This is a genomic window from Chromobacterium paludis (assembly GCF_008275125.1).
Classification (GTDB): domain Bacteria; phylum Pseudomonadota; class Gammaproteobacteria; order Burkholderiales; family Chromobacteriaceae; genus Chromobacterium; species Chromobacterium paludis.
This window is the reverse complement of sequence record NZ_CP043473.1, coordinates 2,674,776-2,694,739: the sequence shown is the minus strand read 5'-3', so window position 1 is coordinate 2,694,739 and position 19,964 is coordinate 2,674,776. Positions and strand designations below refer to the sequence as shown.

Genomic DNA, 19,964 nt, shown 5'->3' with positions numbered 1-19,964 from the left:
GTGGTTTCCTTTTTCAGTGTGTGTCCAGCAAACGGTTATGCATCAAAAATACTGATGATGATTCAAGGCTTATTGCTGGTTCGTCTTGATGGAAGCCATTCTAAGGTCAACATCTATGCGATAAAATCGGAAAGAATCGAAGCAATTTTTCAAAAAAATTGAATGAGGTGTGGTGGTGAAACTGACACTGGAGGCCCTGCAGGTATTGGACGCCATCGAACAGCACGGCAGCTTCGCCGCGGCGGCGGAGGCATTGTTCAAGGTGCCGTCGGCGCTGACTTATACCGTGCAGAAGCTGGAGCAGGGCCTGGGCGTGGCCATCTACGACCGCAGCGGGCACCGGGCCAGGCTGACGCCGGCCGGCGAGCGCCTGCTCAAGGACGGCCGCCATCTGCTGGACGCGGCGCGCCAGCTGGAATTGCGCGTCAGCAAGCAGGCGCAGGGCTGGGAGGACACCCTGCGCATCGTGGTGGGGGACCTGGTCGACTTCGAGCAACTCTTGCCGTCCGTGGCGGATTTCGATCGGCTGGAGTCCGCCACCCGCTTGTATTTCATCCGCGAGAGCTTTGGCGGCATTTGGGACGCGCTATATGACGACCGCGCCGATCTGGTGATAGGCGCGCCCAACCAGCCGCCGCCGGGCGATTATTTCACGCGCGACATCGGCGAATACGACTTTGTGCTGGTGGTGGCGCGCAATCACCCGCTGGCGGACGCGCCGGAACCGCTGCCGCCGCATGTCTTGCGCCGCCACCGCGCGGTGGCGGTGGGCGATACCTCGCGCCGCTTGCCGGCGCGCACCGGCGGCCTGTTGGAAGGCCAGCAGGTGTTGACGGTGCATGGCAGCCGCGAAAAGCTGCAGGCCATCCTGGCCGGTCTGGGCAGCGGTCACTTGCCGCGCTCGCATGTGCGGCCCTATCTGGACAGCGGCGTGCTGGTGGAGAAGATGGTGGAGGAAAGCGGCAACCTGCCGCCCATGTGCTTCGCCTGGAAGCAGGAGCAGCCGGGGCGGGCCTTGCAGTGGTTCATCCAGCGGCTGGAGCAAGCGGTGGCGGAGGGCGAGCTGCGCGTCTAGCGCAAACGCCCGCCGGCAAAGGCGGGCGATAGCGTTGCGCTCAGCGGTCGGAGGGCATGGAGTTGAACTGCGGGATCATGGGCGCCGGCATGTGATGCAGCTGCGCGTTCATCCTGCCGCGCATCGCCCACATATTGGAGAGTCCATCGCTGCCGGCCATGGCGGGGCCGGCCAGCATGAGCAGGGCGAGCGCGCCGAGGAGAAGGGGTTTCAACATGGCTATTCCTTGTGAAGGATCGGGAATCCGGCCGTGTCAAGCCGCTGTGGGCTGGCGTTGCGAGTGTGGCAGCAGTTTGGCTTCGGTCAACGGCGCCGCGGACCAGGGGACCGCGGCGCTGATTGACAGTGTAGGCCGCGTCAGGGGTGTTGATGCGCCTGTAGATGTGAATGAGTTTTAAATTCAATAGTTTATGTTAGATGTCCTGGCCTTCGACGATGCCGTCGTGACCGCCGGCATGGCGCGGCAGGATCAGGTTCAGGATGATGGCCAGCAGCGAGCACAGGCCGACGCCGGACAGCGCGAAGTCGCCCAGCTTCAAGGTCAGGCCGCCGATGCCGGCCGTCAGCACCACCGAGATGATCACCAGATTGCGCGGCTCCATCAGGTCCACCTTGGCCTCGATCAGCGTTTTCAGGCCGATGGAGGCGATGGTGCCGAACAATAGCACCATGATGCCGCCCATCACCGGCATCGGGATGGATTGCAGCAGCGCGTTGAACTTGCCGAAGAAGGCCATGCAGATGGCGAACACCGCCGCCCAGGTCATGGTCACTGGGTTGAAATTGCGGGTGATCATCACCGCGCCGGTGACTTCGGCGTAAGTGGTGACCGGCGGGCCGCCGATCAGGCCGGCCATGCATACGCCCAGGCCGTCGCCGGCCAGGGTGCGATGCAGGCCGGGGGTTTGGGTGTAGTCCTTGCCGGTGACGCCGCCTATCGCCATCACGCCGCCGATGTGTTCGATGGCCGGGGCGATGGCCACCGGCAGCATGAAGGCGGCGGCCGCCCAGTTGACTTCCGGGCTGTGGAAGGCGGGCGCGGCGAACCATGGCGCGGCGGCCAGCTTGGCGAAGTCCACCACGCCCAGGAAGGCGGCGGCGATATAGCCGACGGTGACGCCGGCCAGGATGGGCACCAGCTTGAACATGCCGCGGGCGTAGATGGAGACCACGATGGTGGTGGCCAGCGAGATGGCGGCCAAGAGCAGCGAGGTTTCGTACGGCAGCACCTGCTTGCCGCCGGCCTGGCCCATGGCCATGCCCGACGCGGCGGTGGCGACGGACAGGCCGATGATCATGATCACCGGGCCGATCACCACCGGCGGCAGCAGCTTGTTCACCAACGCCATGCCGCGCCAGCGCACGATGGCGGCGAACACGAAATACATGAAGCCGGCGGCGAACAGGCCGAACATGGTCGCGCCCGGACCCCAGGTATGCATGGAGTAGATGATGGGGCCGATGAAGGCGAAGGAGGAGCCGAGGAAGATAGGCACCTGGCGGCCGGTGCAGGCCTGGAACAGCAGGGTGCCAAGGCCGGCGCCGAGCAAGGCCATGGCCGGGTTGAGGCCGGTGAGCAGCGGCACCAGCACCAGCGCGCCGAAGGCGACGAACAGGATCTGGGCGCCGGACACCGCCAGCTTCAGTTGTTGCATCATCATTCTTCCTTGTTTTGGTTTTGTAATCGTGTCGGTTTCACACGGCGCAATACATCACCGCCTGCGCCAGCGTGTTGTCCACCTCGGCCGCCACGCTGCTGTGGCGGCGGAAGTCCAGCACCATCTCCTGCACCGCGCGGTAGCACTCGTAATTGGGACGGGATTGGTAGTGCAGGTCCACGCCCAGCCGCGCCGCCACTTTCTTCACCGTCGTCGGCTTGATGCAGACGTGGACCTGCGGATCGAAGCAGGCCAGGAAGCAGCTGACGATGGGCCATTTGGCGGCGTTGGCTTTGGGGTCCATCCGCGCCATCGCCAGCGTGTTCACATAGGCGGCGAAGCTGTCCGGGCCGAAGTCGTGCAACACGTCGCGCAGCGCCTGGACGAAGGGCAGGTTCAGGTCGCGGTTGTCCATGTAGTTGCGGAAGGCGATCTTCTCGAAAGTGCTGACCGTGGTGGCCAGCGAAATGATCTGGCGGCAGGCGTGGGTGGCGTCGGCCAGCTTGCCGCTGGCCAGCGCCGCGTCCAGCTTGTCGCGGGTCAGCGCGCTCTGGCACAGCGCCTCGGCCTTGGCATAGGTTTTGTGCTTGCGCGCCAGCGTCTGCCAGTCCGGGTCCTGGAAGCCGCCGGGGAAGCGGGCGAGAAAATCGGCGTCTATCGCGGCGTAACGATCCATCATGAGGCGGCTCCCTGCTCCGGGCGCAGCGGCTTGCTGAGGATTTGCGATTGCGGCGTCAGTCCATGCCGGGCATAGAAGTCTTGGGCAGATTGATTGAACTGCATCACTTCCAGGCGGATTTCGTCGGCGCCTTGCTCGCGTCCCCAGGCCTCCGCGGCGGCCAGCAGCCGGGAGCCTATGCCTTGTCCCTGGTGGGTCTCATCCACCACGATGGTGCCGATGCGGCAGACGCGGCGTGCCTGCAGAAAGGGCAGGGGAGGCATGGCTTGGGTCATCACGGTGGCGAAGGCGTTCACCTCGCCGGCTTGCTCCGCCAGCAGCATGGCGCGGTCGTCACCCGTCATGCGCTCCAGCCAGTAGACGCAGTCGGCTTCGCTCTCCACTTCCGCGCGGAACCACTCCGGCATGGCCTGGTGGTGCTGGCGGTTGATCTGCGCCGCCAGGCGGCGTACGGCGTCCAGGTCTTGGGCAGCGGCTTTGCGTATCAGCATGGGCGTGTCCTTGCGCTTGCAAAAAAACCGCCGGCTGCGGAGGCAACGGGCGGCTGATGGGGTGTCACGGCGCTTAGGCCTGCTTGGTGCCGAAGATCTTGTCGCCGGCGTCGCCGAGGCCGGGGATGATGTAGCCGTGCTCGTTCAGATGGCTGTCCAGCGAGGCGGCGTACAGCTGAACGTCCGGATGGGCGTCGTTGACGGCCTTTACGCCTTCCGGCGCGGCCACCATCACCACGGCCTTGATGTGTTTGCAGCCATTGCGCTTCAGGAGGTCGATGGTGGCGATCAGCGAGCCGCCGGTGGCCAGCATCGGATCAATGATGATGGCGATGCGCTCGTCCAGATTGCCGACAAATTTCTCAAAGTAGGACACCGGCTCCAGCGTCTCTTCATTGCGGGCCAGGCCCACCACGCTGATCTTGGCAGACGGCACCAGGTCCAGCACGCCGTCCAGCATGCCGACGCCGGCGCGCAGGATGGGCACCACGGTGACTTTCTTGCCCTTGATCTGCTTGACCTCGATCTGGCCGCACCAGCCGTCTATGGTGACGCTTTCCAGCTCGAAATCGCGGGTGGCTTCGTAGGCGAGCAGCCGCGCCAGCTCCTGGGTCAGCTGGCGGAACTTCATGGTGCTGGTGTCGGCTTCGCGCAAGAGGCCCAGTTTATGTTGTACCAGCGGGTGATCAACGATGGTGATGTTCATTACGGCTCCCTACCTTGGCAAAAAGCTGCTTGCCGACGCGCGGCAAACAGCTTTTGAATATATGACAGCGGCAGCCGCAGGGCTGCCGTGGTGGTATGGGTGAGTATTCTAACGCTTCTCGCCGGATGAAATCCACTCGGAAAATCCGGCGGCGGACATCGGCGCGCCGAACAGATAGCCCTGGGCCGCGTCGCAGCCCAGCAGCGCCAGCGCCGAGCCGTCGCTTTCGTTCTCCACGCCGATGGCGACGACGGCCACGCCGCGGCCGCGGGCCAGGCTCAGGATGGCGGCCAGCGCGGCGCGGCGTTCGGCAGCGCGGGACAGGTCGCGCGCGCAGTGTCGTTCCAGCTTCAGCTGGGTCAGCGAGGGCGGCAACCAGCCGCCGCCGGGGGTGAAGTCGTCGGCCGCCACGCCGAAGCCCGCCTCGCGCAGCGCGGGCAAGGCGTGCGCGGCCGCGGCCTGATGCTCGCGCAGGGTGTGGCTGTGGAATTCCAGGATCAGGCAGGATGGCGGCAGGTTCAGTATCCGCAGTTGCTGTCGCAGCCTGGAGGAGAGTTCCGGATCCAGCAGCGATTCGGCGCCGAGGTTGACCGAGACCGGAAGCGCATGGCCCGCACGGCGCCAGTCCTGGCAGGCATACAGCGATTTCTCCAGCATCAGTTCGGTCAACTGGCGCAGCATGCCGCGCGCTTCCAGCATGGGCACGAAACTGGCGGGAGGCAGGACGCCCAGTTCCGGGTGCTGCCAACGCGCGAGCGCTTCCACGGCAACGACGCGGCGGGAGCGCAATTCGATAATCGGTTGAAACCAGGGCTGCAGTTGATCGTCGGCCAGGGCGCGCCAGATATCGTCCAGCGTGATGGTGTCGGCGGGCGGCCTAAGCAGGTCGGGCGTGCGGTGCATGGCGGGTGGCGCGGTGGGCCGCGCTTTCATGGGCTTGTAAACAGCCGGGCATTTTAAGCCAGGGCGCTGCAGGCGGGAATGGCCCTTATACCAGGGCAGGATGCTTGCCCTAAAACGACAAACCCGGCAGGCGCCGGGTTGATGCGAACGAGAGCCGGAATCACAGGTCCTTCAGCAGATCCTGCAGTTCGCCGTTCTGGTACATCTCGTACATGATGTCCGAACCGCCGATGAATTCTCCCTTGACGTACAGTTGCGGGATGGTCGGCCAGTTGGAGTAGTCCTTGATGCCTTGGCGGATGTCCGGGTCGCGTAGCACGTCCACGGTCAGGAAGTTGTCCACGCCGCAAGCTTTCAGGATCTGCACCGCGCGCGAGGAGAAGCCGCACTGCGGGAACTGGGCGGAGCCCTTCATGAACAGCACCACGGCGTTGTCGCTGACGGTCTGCTGGATATCTTGTTGAATCGACATATTGTGGAATCCTTGCTGTTGACCGGCGGAACGCCGCCGGAAATACCTGATCTTTTCAATAGGTTATTCTACGTGCGGGCCGGGGACTGGTCAATTTGCCCGGCCGCGGCTCATTTCGGCAGGAACTGCTTGGCCAGATCCTGATACAGGTGGGTGCGGAACACGCCGGCCACCGCGGAGGCGATCATGGCCGCGCCCAGCATGGAAATCACCATCACATGGCCGTCCGTCATCTCGATCATGATGATGGAGGAGGTGATGGGGGCGCGGGTGACCGCCGCCAGCATGGCCACCATGCCCAGCGCCACGATCTTGACGCTGAGGTCGGACGCGAACAGCGGCGTGAACCAGCTGCCCAGGCCCGCGCCCATGGCCAACGACGGCGCGAAGATGCCGCCGGGCAAGCCGGTGAGGAAGGTGGCCACCAGGCCGATGAACTTCATCGGCAGATAGAGCAGACCCATTTCGCCATGGCCGGAAATGACCTGGCTGGTTTCCAGCGCGCCGCTGCCGTAGATGGGTGCCACCAGGCCGCACAGGGCGACGGCCAGGCCGCACAAGGCGACGAAACGGTAAGGGTAGCGGCTGCGCAGCCGCATCACGTTGCCAGGCAGCCAGCGCCGCTGGTGCACGCACATCCAGGAGAACAGCCCGCCGATGACGCCGGCGGCGCAGGCGACCAGCACCATGGGCACCAGCACCACAAAGGAGAAGGTGGGCACATGGATGCGGCCGAAATAGGTGTAGTTGCCCAGCAAGGCCAGCGAGATCATGCCGGCGAGGATGACGGCGCCGATGGTGCGGCCGCTGGTGGTGTTCTCCACCGAGCGCGACAATTCCTCGAAGGCGAATACGATGCCGGCCAGCGGCGTGTTGAAGGCCGCGGAGATGCCGGCGGCGCCGCCGGCCAGGATCAGGTGGCGGCGGAAGGCGGCGCTGTGCAGCGGCACCAGCTTGCGCATGGAGTACATCAGCGCGGCGCCGATCTGCACCGTCGGTCCTTCGCGGCCCAGCACGAAACCGCTGCCGACGCCGAGCACGATGCCGAAGAATTTGGCCACCACGATGCGGAAGGACAGCAGGCGAGAGGCCGAGTCCGCCTGCTCGGTTTGCTGCAGCGCGGCCAGGGCCTGCGGAATCCCGCTGCCCTCGCTGCCCTGGCCGATATTGACCATCAGCCAGCGGATGAGCACCGCGCCAAGCGGCAGCGACAGCAGCGGCCACCAGAACCAGCGCTCGGTCAGGCTGTGGAAGATGTCGAAAAACCAGTCGGCCATCTTGGCCAGGCCGACCGCGGCCAGGCCAACCAGGGCGGCGCCGGTCCACAGCACCAGGGTCATGCGCGTCTTGCCGGAGAGCTTGCTGAGCTGAGCCCGCAGTTGCAGTAGCAGTAAGTTTTGGGTCATTGCCTATACGAAAAAATGTCGGGTGGAAAATAAAGACCGATTCCATGCATAGCAACGACCGCCTTGGCCCGGCACTGCAAGAGTCGGATGTACATCATGGATTTCTTATTTTACATGATGACACCCAATTGGGCTTATGCGCCAGTTTTTTCCAGCACCGCGGCGAAGAAGCCGTCGGTGTTATGCAAATGCGGCTTCAGCTCCAGGTAGTCGCCGCATTGCAGCGGGATTTTCTGCTCGGCCAGCACCTCATCCATCTTCACCAGGCGGAAGTCCGGGTGCTCGGCCAGGAAGGCCTGGACGATGGCCTGGTTTTCCTGCGGCAACAGGCTGCAGGTGGCGTAGACCAGCCGGCCGCCGTTTTTCACCAGGCGGGAGGCGGAGGCGAGGATGGACGCCTGCTTGGCGTTCAGCTCGGCCACGCTGTCCGGGTTCTGGCGGAATTTCAGGTCTGGGTTGCGGCGCAGGGTGCCCAGGCCGGAGCAGGGCGCGTCCACCAGCACGCGGTCGGCCTTGCCGGCCAGGCGCTTCACCTTGGCGTCGTTTTCGTGCGCCAGCAATTGCGGGTGCACATTGGACAGGCCGGAGCGAGCTTGGCGCGGCTTGAAGTTGGCGAGGCGCTTCTCTGATACATCAAACGCGTACAGTCGGCCGCTGGATGACATCTGCGCGCCCAAAAGCAGGGTTTTGCCGCCGGCGCCGGCGCAGAAGTCCACCACCATCTCGCCGCGGCGCGCGCCGGTGATCAGGCCCAGGAGCTGGCTGCCCTCGTCCTGCACCTCGAACGCGCCAGCCTTGAACAGCTCGTGGCGGGACAGCGCCGGCTTGTCCTTCAGGCGGATGCCCAGCGGGGAGTACGGCGTCGGCGCGCAGGCGATGCCTTCGGCGTTGAGGCGATCCAGCAGCTCCTCGCGCTTCATCTTCATGGTGTTGACGCGCAGGTCCAGCGGCGCCATGGACATCAGGCCCTGGCCCAAGGCTTCCACCGCTTCCGGCGTTTGGTCGCCCAGGCGCTCTATCACCCATTGCGGCAGTTCGGCGCGGATTTCCAGGCTGTCCTCCAGCGCCTTGCCCTTGACCGTGCCCAGCCATTCGCGTTCGCCGGCGCTGGTGGCCTCGGTCAGCTCCTTGACGTTCATCTTGTTGAACTTCATCAAGGCCACCAGGGCCAGGCGGCGCGGCGTGGCTTTTTCCGGCGCGATCAGCGCGCGCAGCTGGATCAGGCGGCGCAGGGCGCCAAACGCGGTTTCGGCGATCAGGTGGCGGTCGGCGCTGCCCAGCTTGTTGTGCTCGCGGAAGTAGGCGGACAGCACGGCGTCGGCGGGGCGGTCGAAGCGGGTCATCTGGCCGATGACGGTTTCCAGGTGTTTCAGTTGGCTATGGCTAATGTGCATTCTTGTTCCGTATCGTCGGTTGCGGCGGCAGTTCCCACTGCCGCTTGCCGTTCACATCAATGCGGATCGCTTTGAGTTCGATCCGCTTGTTTTTGTCGGCGCGCAGGATGCGCACCGGCAGATTGGCGAAATCCGGCGCCAGCCAGAATTCGGTGATGTCGCCGTCGCCTTCGGCCTTGAACACGATGACGCGCATCTTGCCGTCGCCGGTGTCGTAGTCGAAGCTGCCGGCCGGCGCCATCGGGTATTCATAGACCTTCTTGGCCGTGGTGATCTGTATCGGCGCGCGGCCCAGATCGCCGCCCTTGAGCGCCAGCTGGAAGGCCAGGCTGAACGCGTCTTGGGCGCCGTTCTTCAAGGCTAGCTGCTGACTGGCGTTGTCGCCGCCGTAATGCAGCAGTCCGGCGTCGTAATCGAAACGGGCGTTGTCCTTGAGCTGGCCGCCGCGGAAGGCTTGCAGGCTGTCCGGCCGCAGGCCGTGGCTGTCAATCTGGCCTTGTGAAAGATAGCGCAGCTTGGGGCCGATGAAAGGATTCACCGTGATGTCCAGTTGATAGCGGCCATTGCCTTGCAGCCATTCCAGGTCGCCAAAACCCACCATCGCGCCGTTCCAGTAGCCCTGATAGCGGATCTTGGCCTCGGTCGGGAATTTGCGCAGCGCCACTTCCGGATGGAGGAAGCCTTGGGCGTGGGGCGGTGGCGGCGTTTCCGCCCGCGGCGCGCTGGCGGTCTGGGCGGCGGGCGCGCTGGCGCTCTTGTGGCGCGCCGGCGTTTCTATGGCGGGCGCGGAGCTGTCCTGGCCAGCCATGGACTCTTCTGCCGGCGCGGACGCCTGCTTGGCTTGCTGCGCAGGCTGGGAGGCCTGCGGCTTGCGGCGCGGTTTTTCCTGCTTGGCCGGATGCGGCGGACGCTTGGCAGGCTTGCCCTGGGGGCGCGCTTGCGGCAACAGGCTGACGCCGGCGCTGGTCGGCGTCGGCTTGGCCGGCGCCTCCAGCTGCAGGGCCTGCATCTTGACGTCTATCTTCTCCAGCTTGGGCGCGTCTTCCGGCGGCAGGCTGAGCGCGGGCAGCAGGTCCGATCCTAGCAGCGCGAGATGCAGCAGCAGGGACAGGAACAGGGCGATCAGCAGCAGGCGGAAACGAGTCATTTAATCCTTGGCGACGGGGGCGGGCGACAGCAGGCTGGCGGCGGCGGCGGGGCCGCTGGCCACCTTGCCGCCCTCGATGGCGATTTCGCCGGCGGCGAAGCGGCGCACCGCTTCCGGGTAGAGCTGGTGTTCCAGCTTCAATACGCGCGCGGCCAGGCTGTCGGGCGTGTCGTCGTCCAGCACGCTGACAACGCCTTGGGCGACGATGGGGCCGTGGTCCAGCTCGGCGGTGACGAAGTGTACCGTGCATCCGGCCAGTTTGCAGCCCATTTCCAGCGCGCGCTCGTGCGTGTGCAGGCCGGGAAAGGCCGGCAGCAGCGAGGGGTGGATGTTCAGCATGCGGCCTTCGTAGCGGCGGGTGAAGCCTTCGGTCAGGATGCGCATGAAGCCGGCCAGCACCACCAGATCGGGCTGATGCGCGTCTATCGCTTCGGCCAGCGCGGCGTCGAAGGCCTCGCGGCTGGCATAGGCCTTGTGGTCCAGCGCTACGGCGGCGATGCCGCGTTCGGCGGCCCAGGCCAGGCCGGCCGCGTCCGGGCGGTTGGAAATCACGGCGGCGACGCGGGCGCCGGGGATGGCGGCGTTGACGATGGCCTGCATATTGGAGCCGCGGCCGGAAATCAGGATGACGATGTTTTTCATATGCCGATGTATGTCGATATTCGGTTTGGCGTCCGCCAAATGACAAGCGCCGCCGGCGAGGCCAGCGGCGCGTCGAGCGTGTGACCGCTCAGCCTCAGGCGATCTGGGTCTGGTGCTCGTCGCCTTGGCGCTCGCGCACCAGGCCGAGGCGGTAGACCGTCTCGCCGGCTTCGCGCAACAGCGCCATCGCGGATTCGGCGTGCTCAGGCGCGACGACGACCACCATGCCGACGCCGCAGTTGAAGGTGCGGTACATCTCCTGGATGTCCACATTGCCTTCGCGCTGCAGCCACTGGAACAGCTTGGGCAGCTCCCAGCTCTTGGCGTCGATCTGGGCCACGGTGTTGTCCGGCAGCACGCGCGGCGTGTTCTCGGTGATGCCGCCGCCGGTGATGTGGGCCATGCCCTTGACCGGCAGCGTTTCCATCAGCTTGAGCAGCGGCTTGACGTAGATGCGGGTGGGGGCGATCACCGCCTCGCGCAGCGTCTTGCCGCCGTCGAACGGCGCGTCCAGGTCAGGTTGGGCGCGGTCTATGATCTTGCGCACCAGGCTGTAGCCGTTGGAGTGCGCGCCGTTGGAGGCCAGGCCCAGCACCACGTCGCCGGGCACGATGTCGCGGCCGGAGATCACCTTGCTCTTTTCCACCACGCCGACGGCGAAGCCCGCCAGGTCGTATTCTCCCGGCACGTACATGCCCGGCATCTCGGCGGTTTCGCCGCCGGTCAGCGCGCAGCCCGCCTGTTCGCAGCCGGCGGCGATGCCCTTGATCACCTCGGTGGCCTGCGCCACGTCCAGCTTGCCGCAGGCGAAGTAGTCGAGGAAGAACAGCGGCTCGGCGCCCTGCACCAGGATGTCGTTGACGCTCATGGCCACCAGGTCGATGCCAACGGTGTCGTGGCGGTTCCAGTCGAAAGCCAGCTTGAGCTTGGTGCCCACGCCGTCGGTGCCGGAAACCAGCACCGGCTCTTTATACTTCTTGGAGATCTCCACCAGTGCGCCGAAACCGCCGATGCCGCCGAGCACTTCCGGGCGCATGGTGCGCTTGGCAAAAGGCTTGATGTTTTCGACCAGCGCGTCGCCGGCGTCGATGTCTACGCCTGCGTCACGGTAGCTGAGGGACGTGGTGTTCAAGGTAATCTCGCTTTCTGCAAACTTGAAATATTTTTACATCAAGCTTTCGCCGGTGCGAAAGCACTGTATTTTAACTGAAAAATGGCAAAAAGGCTGGGTAAGCGGCGGCGAATTTGTTGCATCGCGTCGATTTGAATTTGTCATGAATCTGGCTTGGGAAAATGGCGGTTCCAACGATGGGCCGTATCGTCGTAAAATCGCTCTTATTGATGTCAGCACGCAACGCAGCACCGCAAACTTGGACCAGCTCGTACTCGATCTCACGCCTACGCCGCTGCCGGCCTTCGACAATTTCCTGGCCGAGCGCAACCGCGAGGTGATCACCGCCCTGACCGCCACCGAAGGCGAACGCTTCATCTATCTATGGGGCGAGCCCGGTTGCGGCAAAACGCATTTATTGCAGGCCTGGATCGCCCACGCCGAGCGGCTGGGCCGCGCCGCCATCTATCTGGACGGCAAGGGCGACCATCTGCCGGACTTCGCGCGCGAGGCCAGCTTCATCGCCGTCGATCATGTGGACGACCTGGCGCCGGACGACCAGATCATGCTGTTCTCCTTCTACAACTCCTTGAAGGAGGGCGGGGAGGGCCGCTTGCTGATGGCGGGCCGCAAGCCGCCGGTGGCGCTGTCCGTGCGCGACGACCTGCGCACCCGCCTGGGCTGGGGCCTGGTGCTGGAGGTGAAGGCGCTGTCCGACGACGACAAGCTGGCCGCCTTGCGCAGCCACGCCGCCAACCGCCAGCTGTCGATACCGGACGACGTCTACCGCTATCTGCTCACCCACTGGCGGCGCGACCTGACCAGCCTGATTTCGATGATAGACATGCTGGACCGCTATTCGCTGGCGCTGCGCCGGCCGATCACGGTGCCGCTGGTGAAAAACATTTTGCAAACCGCCCACACGGAATCATGAGCACATCCACCGCCAAACGCAGGCTCGCCCTGTTCGACCTCGACCACACCCTGATCGCCGGAGACTCCGATTTCGAGTGGCCGCGCTTCCTGATCAAACGCGGCATTCTGGACGCCGCCGAGTACGACGCGCGCAACACCTATTTCTACAGCCAGTACCAGAACGGCACGCTGGACATGGGTGAATACCTGGCCTTCATCCTGGCGCCGCTGACGCGCTTCTCCCGCCATGAGCTGGACGAGCTGCACGCGGACTATCTGGAAAACCACATCAAGCCGCTGATCCCGAACAAGGCGCGCGAGCGCCTGGCCGCCCACCGCGCCGAGGGAGACCAGATCGTCATCATCACCGCGACCAACCGCTTCATCACCGGGCCGATCGCGCGCGAGCTGGGCGTGGAGCATTTGATCGCCATCGAGCTGGAAGAAGACGCCGACGGCAACTTCACCGGCCGCCCCACCGGCGTCTTGAGCTTCAAGGAAGGCAAGATCACCCGCATCGAGCAATGGCTGGCCGAGCGCGGCGAAAGCTGGGACAGCTACGTCGAGAGCTTCTTCTACAGCGACTCGCACAACGACCTGCCGTTGATGAAGCTGGTGGACCATCCGGTGGCGGTGGACGCCGACGACAAGCTGCGCGCCTATGCCGAGGCGCATGGCTGGCCGGTGATCTCGCTGCGCGATTGAATTCCGGGCACGGCCCGCTTGCCCCGGGCGCCGGCTTTGCCGCCGGCGTTGCGTTTTGACAGCCTGCCGCTCGCGTCGCAGGCTGTTTTGTCATCCGCTGTGCAGAAAGGGAAACGATGGACGCCTTGCAGGATTTCCTGCGCCGCGCCGAAGCGGTGCTGACCCGGCTGGAACCGATGCTGCCGCCGCCGCGGCGCGAGCCGGACTGGAGCGCCCAGGCCTTCCGCTGGCATCGCCAAGGCTTGGCCGGCTGGCTGGAGGCGGTGCATGAGCCGCACGCGGCGGACATGGACAAACTGGCTTGCGTGGACGCGCAGCGCGATCAGCTTTTGGCCAATACCCGCCAGTTCGTCGCCGGGCTGCCGGCCAACAATGTCCTGCTGACCGGCGCGCGCGGCACAGGCAAGTCCTCGCTGGTCAAGGCGCTGCTGCCCGCGTTCGGCGCCGATGGCCTGCGGCTGATCGAGATCGACCGCGAGCACCTGGCCGATCTGCCGCAATTGGTGGAGCTGCTGGCGGGCCGGCCGGAACGCTTTATTTTGTACTGCGACGATCTGTCCTTCGAACAGGGCGACGCCGGCTACAAGGCGCTGAAGAGCGCGCTGGACGGCGGCCTCTCGCGCCGCTGCGACAATCTGCTGGTGTATGCCACCTCCAACCGCCGCCATCTGTTGCCGGAGCCGATGAGCGAGAACCGCGAGGGCAGGCTGCATGATGGCGAAATCCATCCGGGCGAGGCCATCGAGGAAAAGGTGTCGCTGTCGGACCGCTTCGGCCTGTGGCTGTCCTTCTACCCGTTTGACCAAGACGCCTATCTGGCGGCAGTCAAGGCCTGGCTGGGACATTTCGGCCTGAAATACGGCAACAAGGTCGAACGCGCGGCCTTGCAGTGGAGCCTGACGCGCGGCAGCCGCTCCGGCCGCGTGGCCTGGCAGTTCGCCTGCCATTGGGCGGGCAGCGAGACGCTGGCAAAGCGCGCGGGAAAGAAATAGTCCGACAAATAGTTCAATGTCATTATTCGTGTTTTGGAGAGAAACATGAAAATGATGAGAGGACTTTTGCTGGCAGCGGCTGCATGCAGCCCGCTGGCGGCCTGGGGGGAATGCGACTGGCCGCGCATCAATGAGGCGTTTCATCAGATTCTGGATCGCGACCAGGCGGGCAGAAAAGCATTGGAACAGCTGGAAACCGAGGCGATGAAAGCGGGGCGGCAAGCCGACCCTGCCCGCGTCGCGGCCATCTGGGACAAGCAGAACCGAGACGATGCCGTCAATCGGCGCTGGCTGGATGCGCTGGTGGCGCGTTGCGGCTGGCCGCGGACGCCGAATGTGGAGAAGCCGGTGCTGGAGGTGGCCTGGTTTGTGTTGCAGCATGCGGATCAGGAGCCCATCGCATATCGGCTGAAATATCTGCCTTATCTGCAACAGTCGGTCGCGCGCGGCGACTTGCCGGCCAAGCGGCTGGCCATGTACGAGGATAGGCTGTTGTTGCAGCAAGGCAAGCCGCAGCGCTACGGCAGCCAGGCAACGTCAGCCGATGGCGGCGTGTCCCTGCTGACGCCGGTCGAAGATCCGGAACATCTGGACGCGCGGCGCAAAGCCATGGGGCTGCCGCCCATCTGCGAGTATCTGCAACACTTTGTACCCAGCTTGGGCCCCGTACGCTATCCCCCCTGCGTCACCCCGTCGGCCAAGCCTGCTTCTTGACTATCGCGCTGGCCGCGCTGCGGCCAAGCTGCTATGTTTGCGCCCTCGGCATTGGGAAGCGGGATGGAATGAGCAACAAGATCATAGACGTGGTGGCCGGCGCGCTGATGCGGCCGGACGGGACTTTCATGCTGGGCAGCCGGCCCGAGGGCAAGCCTTATGCCGGCTACTGGGAGTTTCCCGGTGGCAAGGTGGAGCCGGGGGAGAGCCATCTGGAAGCCCTCAAGCGGGAGCTCGCCGAGGAAATGGGCATCGCCGTGACTTCCGCCACGCCGTGGCTGACCAAGATCCACCATTACGAGCACGCCTCGGTCTATCTGCGTTTCTTCCGCATCTGGAGCTGGCAGGGAGAGCCGCAGCCGCATGAGGGCCAGGCCTTCGCCTGGCAGACGCCGGGCAAGCTGACGGTGGCGCCCATGCTGCCGGCCAACGGTCACATCCTGAAATCGCTGGCGTTGCCGGACGCTTACGCTATCAGCTGCGCGCATGAGATCGGCGAGGAGGCGCAGCTGCAGGCCATGCGCGAGAAGCCGTGGCCGGTGGTGCAGGTGCGCGAGCCAGGCATGGGCCGCGAGCAATTGGGCGATTTCGTCGCGCAGGCGGCCGCCATCGTCCATGGCTACGGTGGCAAGCTGCTGGTCAATGCCGATCCGGCCTGGTGCGCGGATTGGCCGGTGGACGGCGTGCACCTGAACGGCGCGCGGCTGCAGGCGCTGGAAACCCGGCCTGATTTTGACTGGGTGGGCGCGTCGATTCATGATGCGGCGGATTTGGCCAAGGCCGGCGCCTTGGGCCTGGATTACGCGCTGCTGGGCCATGTGGCCGCCACCGCCAGCCATCCGGGCCAGCCGGCTTTGGGTTGGGATGGTTTCGCCGCCATGTTGGCGGGCGAGGTGCCCGTGCCGGTGTACGCACTGGGCGGCTTGTCTCTGGCCGACCTGGACACGGCGCGCGCGCACGGCGCGCACGGCGTGGCGCTGATGCGGGGGGCCTGGCGATGACGGCCAAGCAACGCAAACTCTTGATCCTGGGCGTGGCGCTGATCGTGTTCGGCGCGATCAAGGCGGGCTTGATCGTCTGGTATTTGAGCCACAAGCCGACGGCGCAGCCGACGCAAAAGCTGTCCTGCGATATATCCCGCGGCAGCTGCGCCCTGCCGGGTGGCGGCGGATTGAGCTTCGCCAGCCAGCCGGAGCATGGCAAGCCGTTTGTGATCCGCTTGGCCGGCGTGGCGGCGGAAGCCGCGCCGACGGCCGACTTCACCATGCCGGACATGGACATGGGCTTCAACCGCTACACCTTTGTCCGCGACGGCGCGGACTGGAAGGCGACGGTGACCTTGCCCATGTGCGTCAGCGGCAGCCGGACCTGGCGGCTGGAGCTCAGACTGGGCAAGACGGCTTACGCGCTGCCGTTCAGCGTAGGGCGCTGAGGCGGCGCCCTGAAGAAAAAAAGCTCCCTTGCGGGAGCTTTTTTCATTCGGCCAAGCTTACTTGGCGGCGGAAGCCGCCTTGTGGTGCTTCTCATGCTTCTCATGAGCCGCGCCGGACGCGTGCTTCTTGTGCGTCTTCTTGTGGTGCGACTTCTTGTGTTCTGCCTTGTGTTCCATCTTCTTCTCGGCCGGGGCGGAGGCGGCCGGAGCGGCGAAAGCGGAGCCAGCGAAAGCAGCAGCGATCAGAGCAGCCATCAGTTTTTTCATGATGTTTACCTTCCTGTTGTGACTGATTGGTATGGGCGTGTATTGCCATCGGGCCTGGCCCGACCTTGTTCAGATTAGGGTCACGTCGGGAAGTTGCCATCTGTGGCGGCCGTTTTTTGTAAATGGCATATGCGAGGCATTTACACCAGATAACTCAGGACCAGTCCGGCGAACATAGCCGCGCCCACGCGGTTGTTGTCGAGGAAGGCTTTGAAGCACTTGGCGCGGTCGCGGTCCTTGATGTCCCGGTATTGTAGGCCGATCAGCGCGGCCGCCGCCGCCAGGCCCAGGTAGTAAGGCCAGGCCAGCGCCAGATGCAGGCCTATGCCGGCCATCAGCGCCAGAAACACGGCATGGCACAGCATGACGCCGGCCACGTCGTAGTCGCCCAGGGTGATGGCCGAGGTCTGGATGCCGATTTTCAGATCGTCCGGCTTGTCCGCCATCGCGTAGGCGGTGTCGTAGGCCACCACCCAGAACAAATTGGCCAGCAGCAGCAGCCAGGCGAGCGGCGGCACCGCGCCGGTTTCGGCGGCGAAGCCCATGGGGATGCCAAAGGAGAAGGCGATGCCCAGATAGGCCTGCGGCATGGGGAAGAAGCGCTTGGTGAACGGGTAGCTGGCCGCCACCAGCACGGCGGGAATGCTGAGCAGCTTGGTCAGATTGTTCAGCGGCAGCACCAGCAGGAAGGACAGCAGGGCGAGAAAGGCGGCCAAGAGCAGCGCTTCCTTCTTGCTGACCGCGCCGCGCGCGAACGGGCGCTGGCTGGTGCGGGCGACGTGGGCGTCGATGTCGCGGTCGGCGTAGTCGTTGATCACGCAGCCGGCGGAGCGCATCAAAAACGTGCCCAGGCAGAAGATGGCGACGATGGGCAGGTGCGGCTTGCCGCCGGTGGCCATCCACAGCCCCCACAACGTGGGCCACAGCAATAGCAGGGTGCCGATGGGCTTGTCCCAGCGCATCAGCTGGCGGTAGTTCTCATAGCGTTCGCGGAGCCGGGCGGTAGCAATCACAGCAAATCCTTCAGGGAGGGCAGGAACAGTTCGGTCAGCAGCAAGGGCGAGCCATGCAGCAGGAAGCGGCAGCGGCGCGCCGGGTAGGCGGCGGCTGGCTCGGTCGCCGCTGCCGCGGCGGCCTGCGGGTGGCCGGCTTCCAGCAGCGCGTAGCGCAGCGGCTCGCGGACCAGCTCCGGCAGTTCGCCGAACAGCGTCAGGCCCAGCGAGCGGCTGCCGCGGGCCAGCACCGGCAGCCAGGCCGGACAGGATGGCGCCGTTACGCTGCGGGCATACACCACTGGCGCCGCGTCCAGGGTCAGCAAGACATGGCGGGCGTAAACCGGCGCGCCCGGCTTCAGTCCAAGCGCCTCGGCCTCGTCGGCCTGGGCGCGGTCTTCGCCCTGGCGCAGCACGCGCACGGCGAAGCGGCGGCCGCCGGCCTGCAGTCGCAGGCTCAGCGAGCCGGGCTCGGTCAGGCAATCCAGCAGGGGGGCGGGCAGGGCGGGCGGCGCGGCGTGCCAGGGGGAATCGTTCACCATGGCGCGCATTATGCCAAAAGCCGGCGCGGCTTGTCGCCTGCGGCGGTGTTCGGCGGCGGGCCTTGCCGTTATCATGAAACGGCTTGCGCAGGAGGATGCGATGCTGGATTTGATGTTATGGCTGCTGGGTTTCCAGCTGATGGGCGAGGCGCTGACGCGCGCGCTGGGCTGGCCTTTGCCGGGCCCGGTGTTGGGCCTGCTGTTGTTGTTCGTCGCTTTATGGCTGCGGCGCGGCGTGCCGGCCACGCTGCAGCGCGAGACGCCGCGTTTCCTCGGCCATATGTCCTTGCTGTTCATCCCGGCCGGCGGCGCGCTGGTGGCCTATGCGCCCTTGCTGCGTTCCCACGGCGGGCAATTGGCCTTGATTTTGCTGGCGTCTTCCCTGATTACCTTGCTGGTCACCGGCGGCTTGTTGAAACTGTTGCTGCGGCGGAGGCTCCAATGAGCGGCCCCATCGCCAAGGTTCTGCTGGATTCGCCGCTGAGCGGTATTTTCGTCACCTTGCTGGCGTATCGTCTGGCCTTGGCGGCGCATAAGCGCTGCGGCGGCCATCCGCTGGCCAATCCGGTGCTGCTGGGCGTGCTGCTGGTGCTGCTCTGGCTATGGCTCAGCGGCAGCAGCTATCAGCAATACATGAACGGCGCGCGCTTCATCCAGCTCTTGCTGGGGCCGGCCACCGTGGCGCTGGCGGTGCCGCTGTACGGCAATCTGGCGCGGTTGAAGCGCGCCGCCGCGCCCTTGTTGATCAGCATCGCCGCGGGCGGCTTCGTCGGCATGGCCAGCGCCGCCGGCCTGGGCTGGTGGCTGGGCCTGGAGAGGCCGCTGCTGGTGTCGCTGGCCACGCGCGCGGTGACCACGCCGATCGCGATGAGCCTGGCCGGCGGCCTGGGCGGCGCGCCGGAGCTGGCGGCCATGTTCGTCATCGTGTCCGGCATTGTCGGCGCGGTGCTGGCGCCGCCCTTGTTCAAGTTGTTGGGCTGGCATGACGACATGGTGCTGGGCGTGGCCACCGGCGTCAGCGCGCACGGCATAGGCACGGCGCGGGTGTTTCATGTGTCGGAGACGGCGGGCGCCTTCGCCGGTCTGGCGATGGGTTTGAACGGGGTGTTCACGGCGATGCTGCTGCCATGGCTGGTGGGCCGCTTTCCCCTCGGTTAGCATGCGATGTCGCCTGGCGCGTGGATGAGCGAAGCCAGGCGCGAAACAAGGAGCTGGAATATGGATTTGATTTTATGGCGCCACGCCGAGGCCGAGGATGGCATCGAGGATTTGTCGCGCGCGCTGACGCGGCGCGGCCAGCAGCAGGCCAGCCGCATGGCGTCCTGGCTGCGCGACCGGCTGCCGGACGACTATGTGCTGCTGGCCTCCGAGGCGGTGCGTTCGCAGCAGACCGCCGCCTATCTGAGCAAGAGCTACACCGTGTTGCCGGAGCTGAATCCGGGCGCGGAGGCCGATGAGGTGTTGCGCGCGGCGGGCTGGCCAGCGGCCGGCGGAACCGTGGTGGTGGTGGGGCATCAGCCCTATATCGGCTGGCTGACCGCGCGGCTGTTGGCCGAGCAGCAGCAGATGTGGAGCGTGAAGAAAGGCTCGGTGTGGTGGCTGAGCCATCGTGAACGGCATGGGCTGGAACAGGTCAGGCTGAAGCTGATGCTGACGCCGGGGATGCTGGACCCCTGAGCCGGCCCTTCTTCCCGTTCGACGCCCCGCTTGCCGGGGCGTCG

25 protein-coding genes are annotated in these 19,964 nt (G+C 65.4%); 10 read left to right on the top strand and 15 right to left on the bottom strand.

Going from position 1 to position 19,964, the window contains the following annotated elements; translation table 11 throughout:
• Window positions 1-175: 175 nt before the first annotated feature.
• Window positions 176-1,075 (top strand): LysR family transcriptional regulator, encoded by a 900-nt coding sequence (locus FYK34_RS12590; protein WP_149296952.1) that lies wholly within the window; start codon window positions 176-178, stop codon window positions 1,073-1,075.
• Between the two features lie 40 nt (window positions 1,076-1,115).
• Here FYK34_RS12590 and FYK34_RS20495 read toward each other — a convergent pair whose 3' ends face one another.
• From FYK34_RS20495 to purM, 12 genes are all read right to left on the bottom strand, one after another.
• Window positions 1,116-1,292, bottom strand: a complete 177-nt coding sequence (locus FYK34_RS20495) for a hypothetical protein (RefSeq protein ID WP_168209735.1) — start codon at window positions 1,290-1,292, stop codon at window positions 1,116-1,118.
• Window positions 1,293-1,488: 196 nt separating this feature from the next.
• Window positions 1,489-2,730, bottom strand: coding sequence for a uracil-xanthine permease family protein (locus FYK34_RS12585; protein WP_149299958.1), 1,242 nt, complete (start codon window positions 2,728-2,730; stop codon window positions 1,489-1,491).
• A gap of 40 nt (window positions 2,731-2,770) precedes the next feature.
• Window positions 2,771-3,412: a hypothetical protein gene (locus FYK34_RS12580; RefSeq protein WP_149296950.1), complete on the bottom strand. Its 642-nt coding sequence runs from the start codon at window positions 3,410-3,412 to the stop codon at window positions 2,771-2,773.
• Window positions 3,409-3,903, bottom strand: coding sequence for a GNAT family N-acetyltransferase (locus tag FYK34_RS12575; RefSeq protein WP_149296948.1), 495 nt, complete (start codon window positions 3,901-3,903; stop codon window positions 3,409-3,411). The genes FYK34_RS12580 and FYK34_RS12575 overlap by 4 nt, the downstream gene beginning before the upstream one ends.
• Window positions 3,904-3,976: 73 nt before the next feature.
• A complete protein-coding gene (gene upp, locus FYK34_RS12570) occupies window positions 3,977-4,609 on the bottom strand; it encodes a uracil phosphoribosyltransferase (protein ID WP_149296946.1) in 633 nt (210 codons plus the stop codon).
• Window positions 4,610-4,717: 108 nt separating this feature from the next.
• Window positions 4,718-5,512 (bottom strand): EAL domain-containing protein, encoded by a 795-nt coding sequence (locus tag FYK34_RS12565; RefSeq protein ID WP_168209733.1) that lies wholly within the window; start codon window positions 5,510-5,512, stop codon window positions 4,718-4,720.
• A gap of 160 nt (window positions 5,513-5,672) precedes the next feature.
• On the bottom strand, window positions 5,673-5,984 hold the full coding sequence (grxD, locus tag FYK34_RS12560) for a Grx4 family monothiol glutaredoxin (RefSeq protein WP_149296943.1): 312 nt from the start codon (window positions 5,982-5,984) through the stop codon (window positions 5,673-5,675).
• Between the two features lie 110 nt (window positions 5,985-6,094).
• Complete coding sequence (locus FYK34_RS12555) at window positions 6,095-7,390, bottom strand: chloride channel protein (protein ID WP_149296941.1); 1,296 nt, start codon at window positions 7,388-7,390, stop codon at window positions 6,095-6,097.
• A gap of 134 nt (window positions 7,391-7,524) precedes the next feature.
• Entirely contained in the window at window positions 7,525-8,778 is a 1,254-nt protein-coding gene (locus tag FYK34_RS12550) for an RsmB/NOP family class I SAM-dependent RNA methyltransferase (protein ID WP_196782732.1), read from the bottom strand.
• Entirely contained in the window at window positions 8,774-9,931 is a 1,158-nt protein-coding gene (locus FYK34_RS12545) for a DUF3108 domain-containing protein (RefSeq protein ID WP_149296937.1), read from the bottom strand. Before FYK34_RS12545 ends, FYK34_RS12550 begins: the two co-directional genes overlap by 5 nt.
• Window positions 9,932-10,573, bottom strand: a complete 642-nt coding sequence (gene purN, locus FYK34_RS12540; RefSeq protein WP_149296935.1) for a phosphoribosylglycinamide formyltransferase — start codon at window positions 10,571-10,573, stop codon at window positions 9,932-9,934.
• Window positions 10,574-10,667: 94 nt separating this feature from the next.
• The gene (gene purM, locus FYK34_RS12535; RefSeq protein WP_149296933.1) at window positions 10,668-11,705 is read right to left on the bottom strand and encodes a phosphoribosylformylglycinamidine cyclo-ligase; all 1,038 of its coding nucleotides are present in this window, start codon (window positions 11,703-11,705) and stop codon (window positions 10,668-10,670) included.
• Between the two features lie 238 nt (window positions 11,706-11,943).
• Here purM and hda point away from each other — a divergent pair, with 238 nt between their 5' ends.
• The 6 genes from hda (at window position 11,944) to FYK34_RS12505 (ending at window position 16,442) form a co-directional block, all read left to right on the top strand.
• The gene (hda, locus tag FYK34_RS12530) at window positions 11,944-12,618 is read left to right on the top strand and encodes a DnaA regulatory inactivator Hda (protein ID WP_149296932.1); all 675 of its coding nucleotides are present in this window, start codon (window positions 11,944-11,946) and stop codon (window positions 12,616-12,618) included.
• Window positions 12,615-13,304 (top strand): histidinol-phosphatase, encoded by a 690-nt coding sequence (locus FYK34_RS12525; protein ID WP_149296930.1) that lies wholly within the window; start codon window positions 12,615-12,617, stop codon window positions 13,302-13,304. The genes hda and FYK34_RS12525 overlap by 4 nt, the downstream gene beginning before the upstream one ends.
• Before the next feature lie 116 nt (window positions 13,305-13,420).
• Entirely contained in the window at window positions 13,421-14,296 is an 876-nt protein-coding gene (locus tag FYK34_RS12520) for an ATP-binding protein (RefSeq protein WP_149296928.1), read from the top strand.
• Window positions 14,297-14,341: 45 nt separating this feature from the next.
• Window positions 14,342-15,010, top strand: a complete 669-nt coding sequence (locus FYK34_RS12515) for a DUF6624 domain-containing protein (RefSeq protein WP_149296926.1) — start codon at window positions 14,342-14,344, stop codon at window positions 15,008-15,010.
• 68 nt (window positions 15,011-15,078) lie between these two features.
• Window positions 15,079-16,011 carry a Nudix family hydrolase gene (locus FYK34_RS12510; protein ID WP_149296924.1) on the top strand — a complete coding sequence of 311 codons (933 nt, stop codon included), beginning with the start codon at window positions 15,079-15,081 and terminating at the stop codon, window positions 16,009-16,011.
• The gene (locus FYK34_RS12505; RefSeq protein WP_149296922.1) at window positions 16,008-16,442 is read left to right on the top strand and encodes a hypothetical protein; all 435 of its coding nucleotides are present in this window, start codon (window positions 16,008-16,010) and stop codon (window positions 16,440-16,442) included. Before FYK34_RS12510 ends, FYK34_RS12505 begins: the two co-directional genes overlap by 4 nt.
• A gap of 57 nt (window positions 16,443-16,499) precedes the next feature.
• Here the strand turns inward: FYK34_RS12505 and FYK34_RS12500 are convergent, their stop codons facing one another.
• The 3 genes from FYK34_RS12500 to FYK34_RS12490 all read right to left on the bottom strand — a co-directional run bounded on the left by FYK34_RS12500 (window position 16,500) and on the right by FYK34_RS12490 (window position 18,243).
• Complete coding sequence (locus tag FYK34_RS12500) at window positions 16,500-16,697, bottom strand: hypothetical protein (protein WP_196782489.1); 198 nt, start codon at window positions 16,695-16,697, stop codon at window positions 16,500-16,502.
• A gap of 152 nt (window positions 16,698-16,849) precedes the next feature.
• Window positions 16,850-17,719 carry a 4-hydroxybenzoate octaprenyltransferase gene (gene ubiA, locus FYK34_RS12495; protein WP_149299956.1) on the bottom strand — a complete coding sequence of 290 codons (870 nt, stop codon included), beginning with the start codon at window positions 17,717-17,719 and terminating at the stop codon, window positions 16,850-16,852.
• Entirely contained in the window at window positions 17,719-18,243 is a 525-nt protein-coding gene (locus FYK34_RS12490; RefSeq protein WP_231137256.1) for a chorismate--pyruvate lyase family protein, read from the bottom strand. The genes ubiA and FYK34_RS12490 overlap by 1 nt, the downstream gene beginning before the upstream one ends.
• Before the next feature lie 100 nt (window positions 18,244-18,343).
• Here FYK34_RS12490 and FYK34_RS12485 point away from each other — a divergent pair, with 100 nt between their 5' ends.
• The 3 genes from FYK34_RS12485 to FYK34_RS12475 are packed head-to-tail and all read left to right on the top strand — an operon-like array spanning window position 18,344 to window position 19,920.
• Complete coding sequence (locus FYK34_RS12485) at window positions 18,344-18,688, top strand: CidA/LrgA family protein (RefSeq protein ID WP_149296917.1); 345 nt, start codon at window positions 18,344-18,346, stop codon at window positions 18,686-18,688.
• A complete protein-coding gene (locus tag FYK34_RS12480; RefSeq protein ID WP_149296915.1) occupies window positions 18,685-19,401 on the top strand; it encodes an LrgB family protein in 717 nt (238 codons plus the stop codon). Before FYK34_RS12485 ends, FYK34_RS12480 begins: the two co-directional genes overlap by 4 nt.
• 60 nt (window positions 19,402-19,461) lie before the next feature.
• Window positions 19,462-19,920, top strand: a complete 459-nt coding sequence (locus tag FYK34_RS12475; RefSeq protein WP_149296914.1) for a SixA phosphatase family protein — start codon at window positions 19,462-19,464, stop codon at window positions 19,918-19,920.
• The last annotated feature ends 44 nt before the right edge of the window (window positions 19,921-19,964 follow it).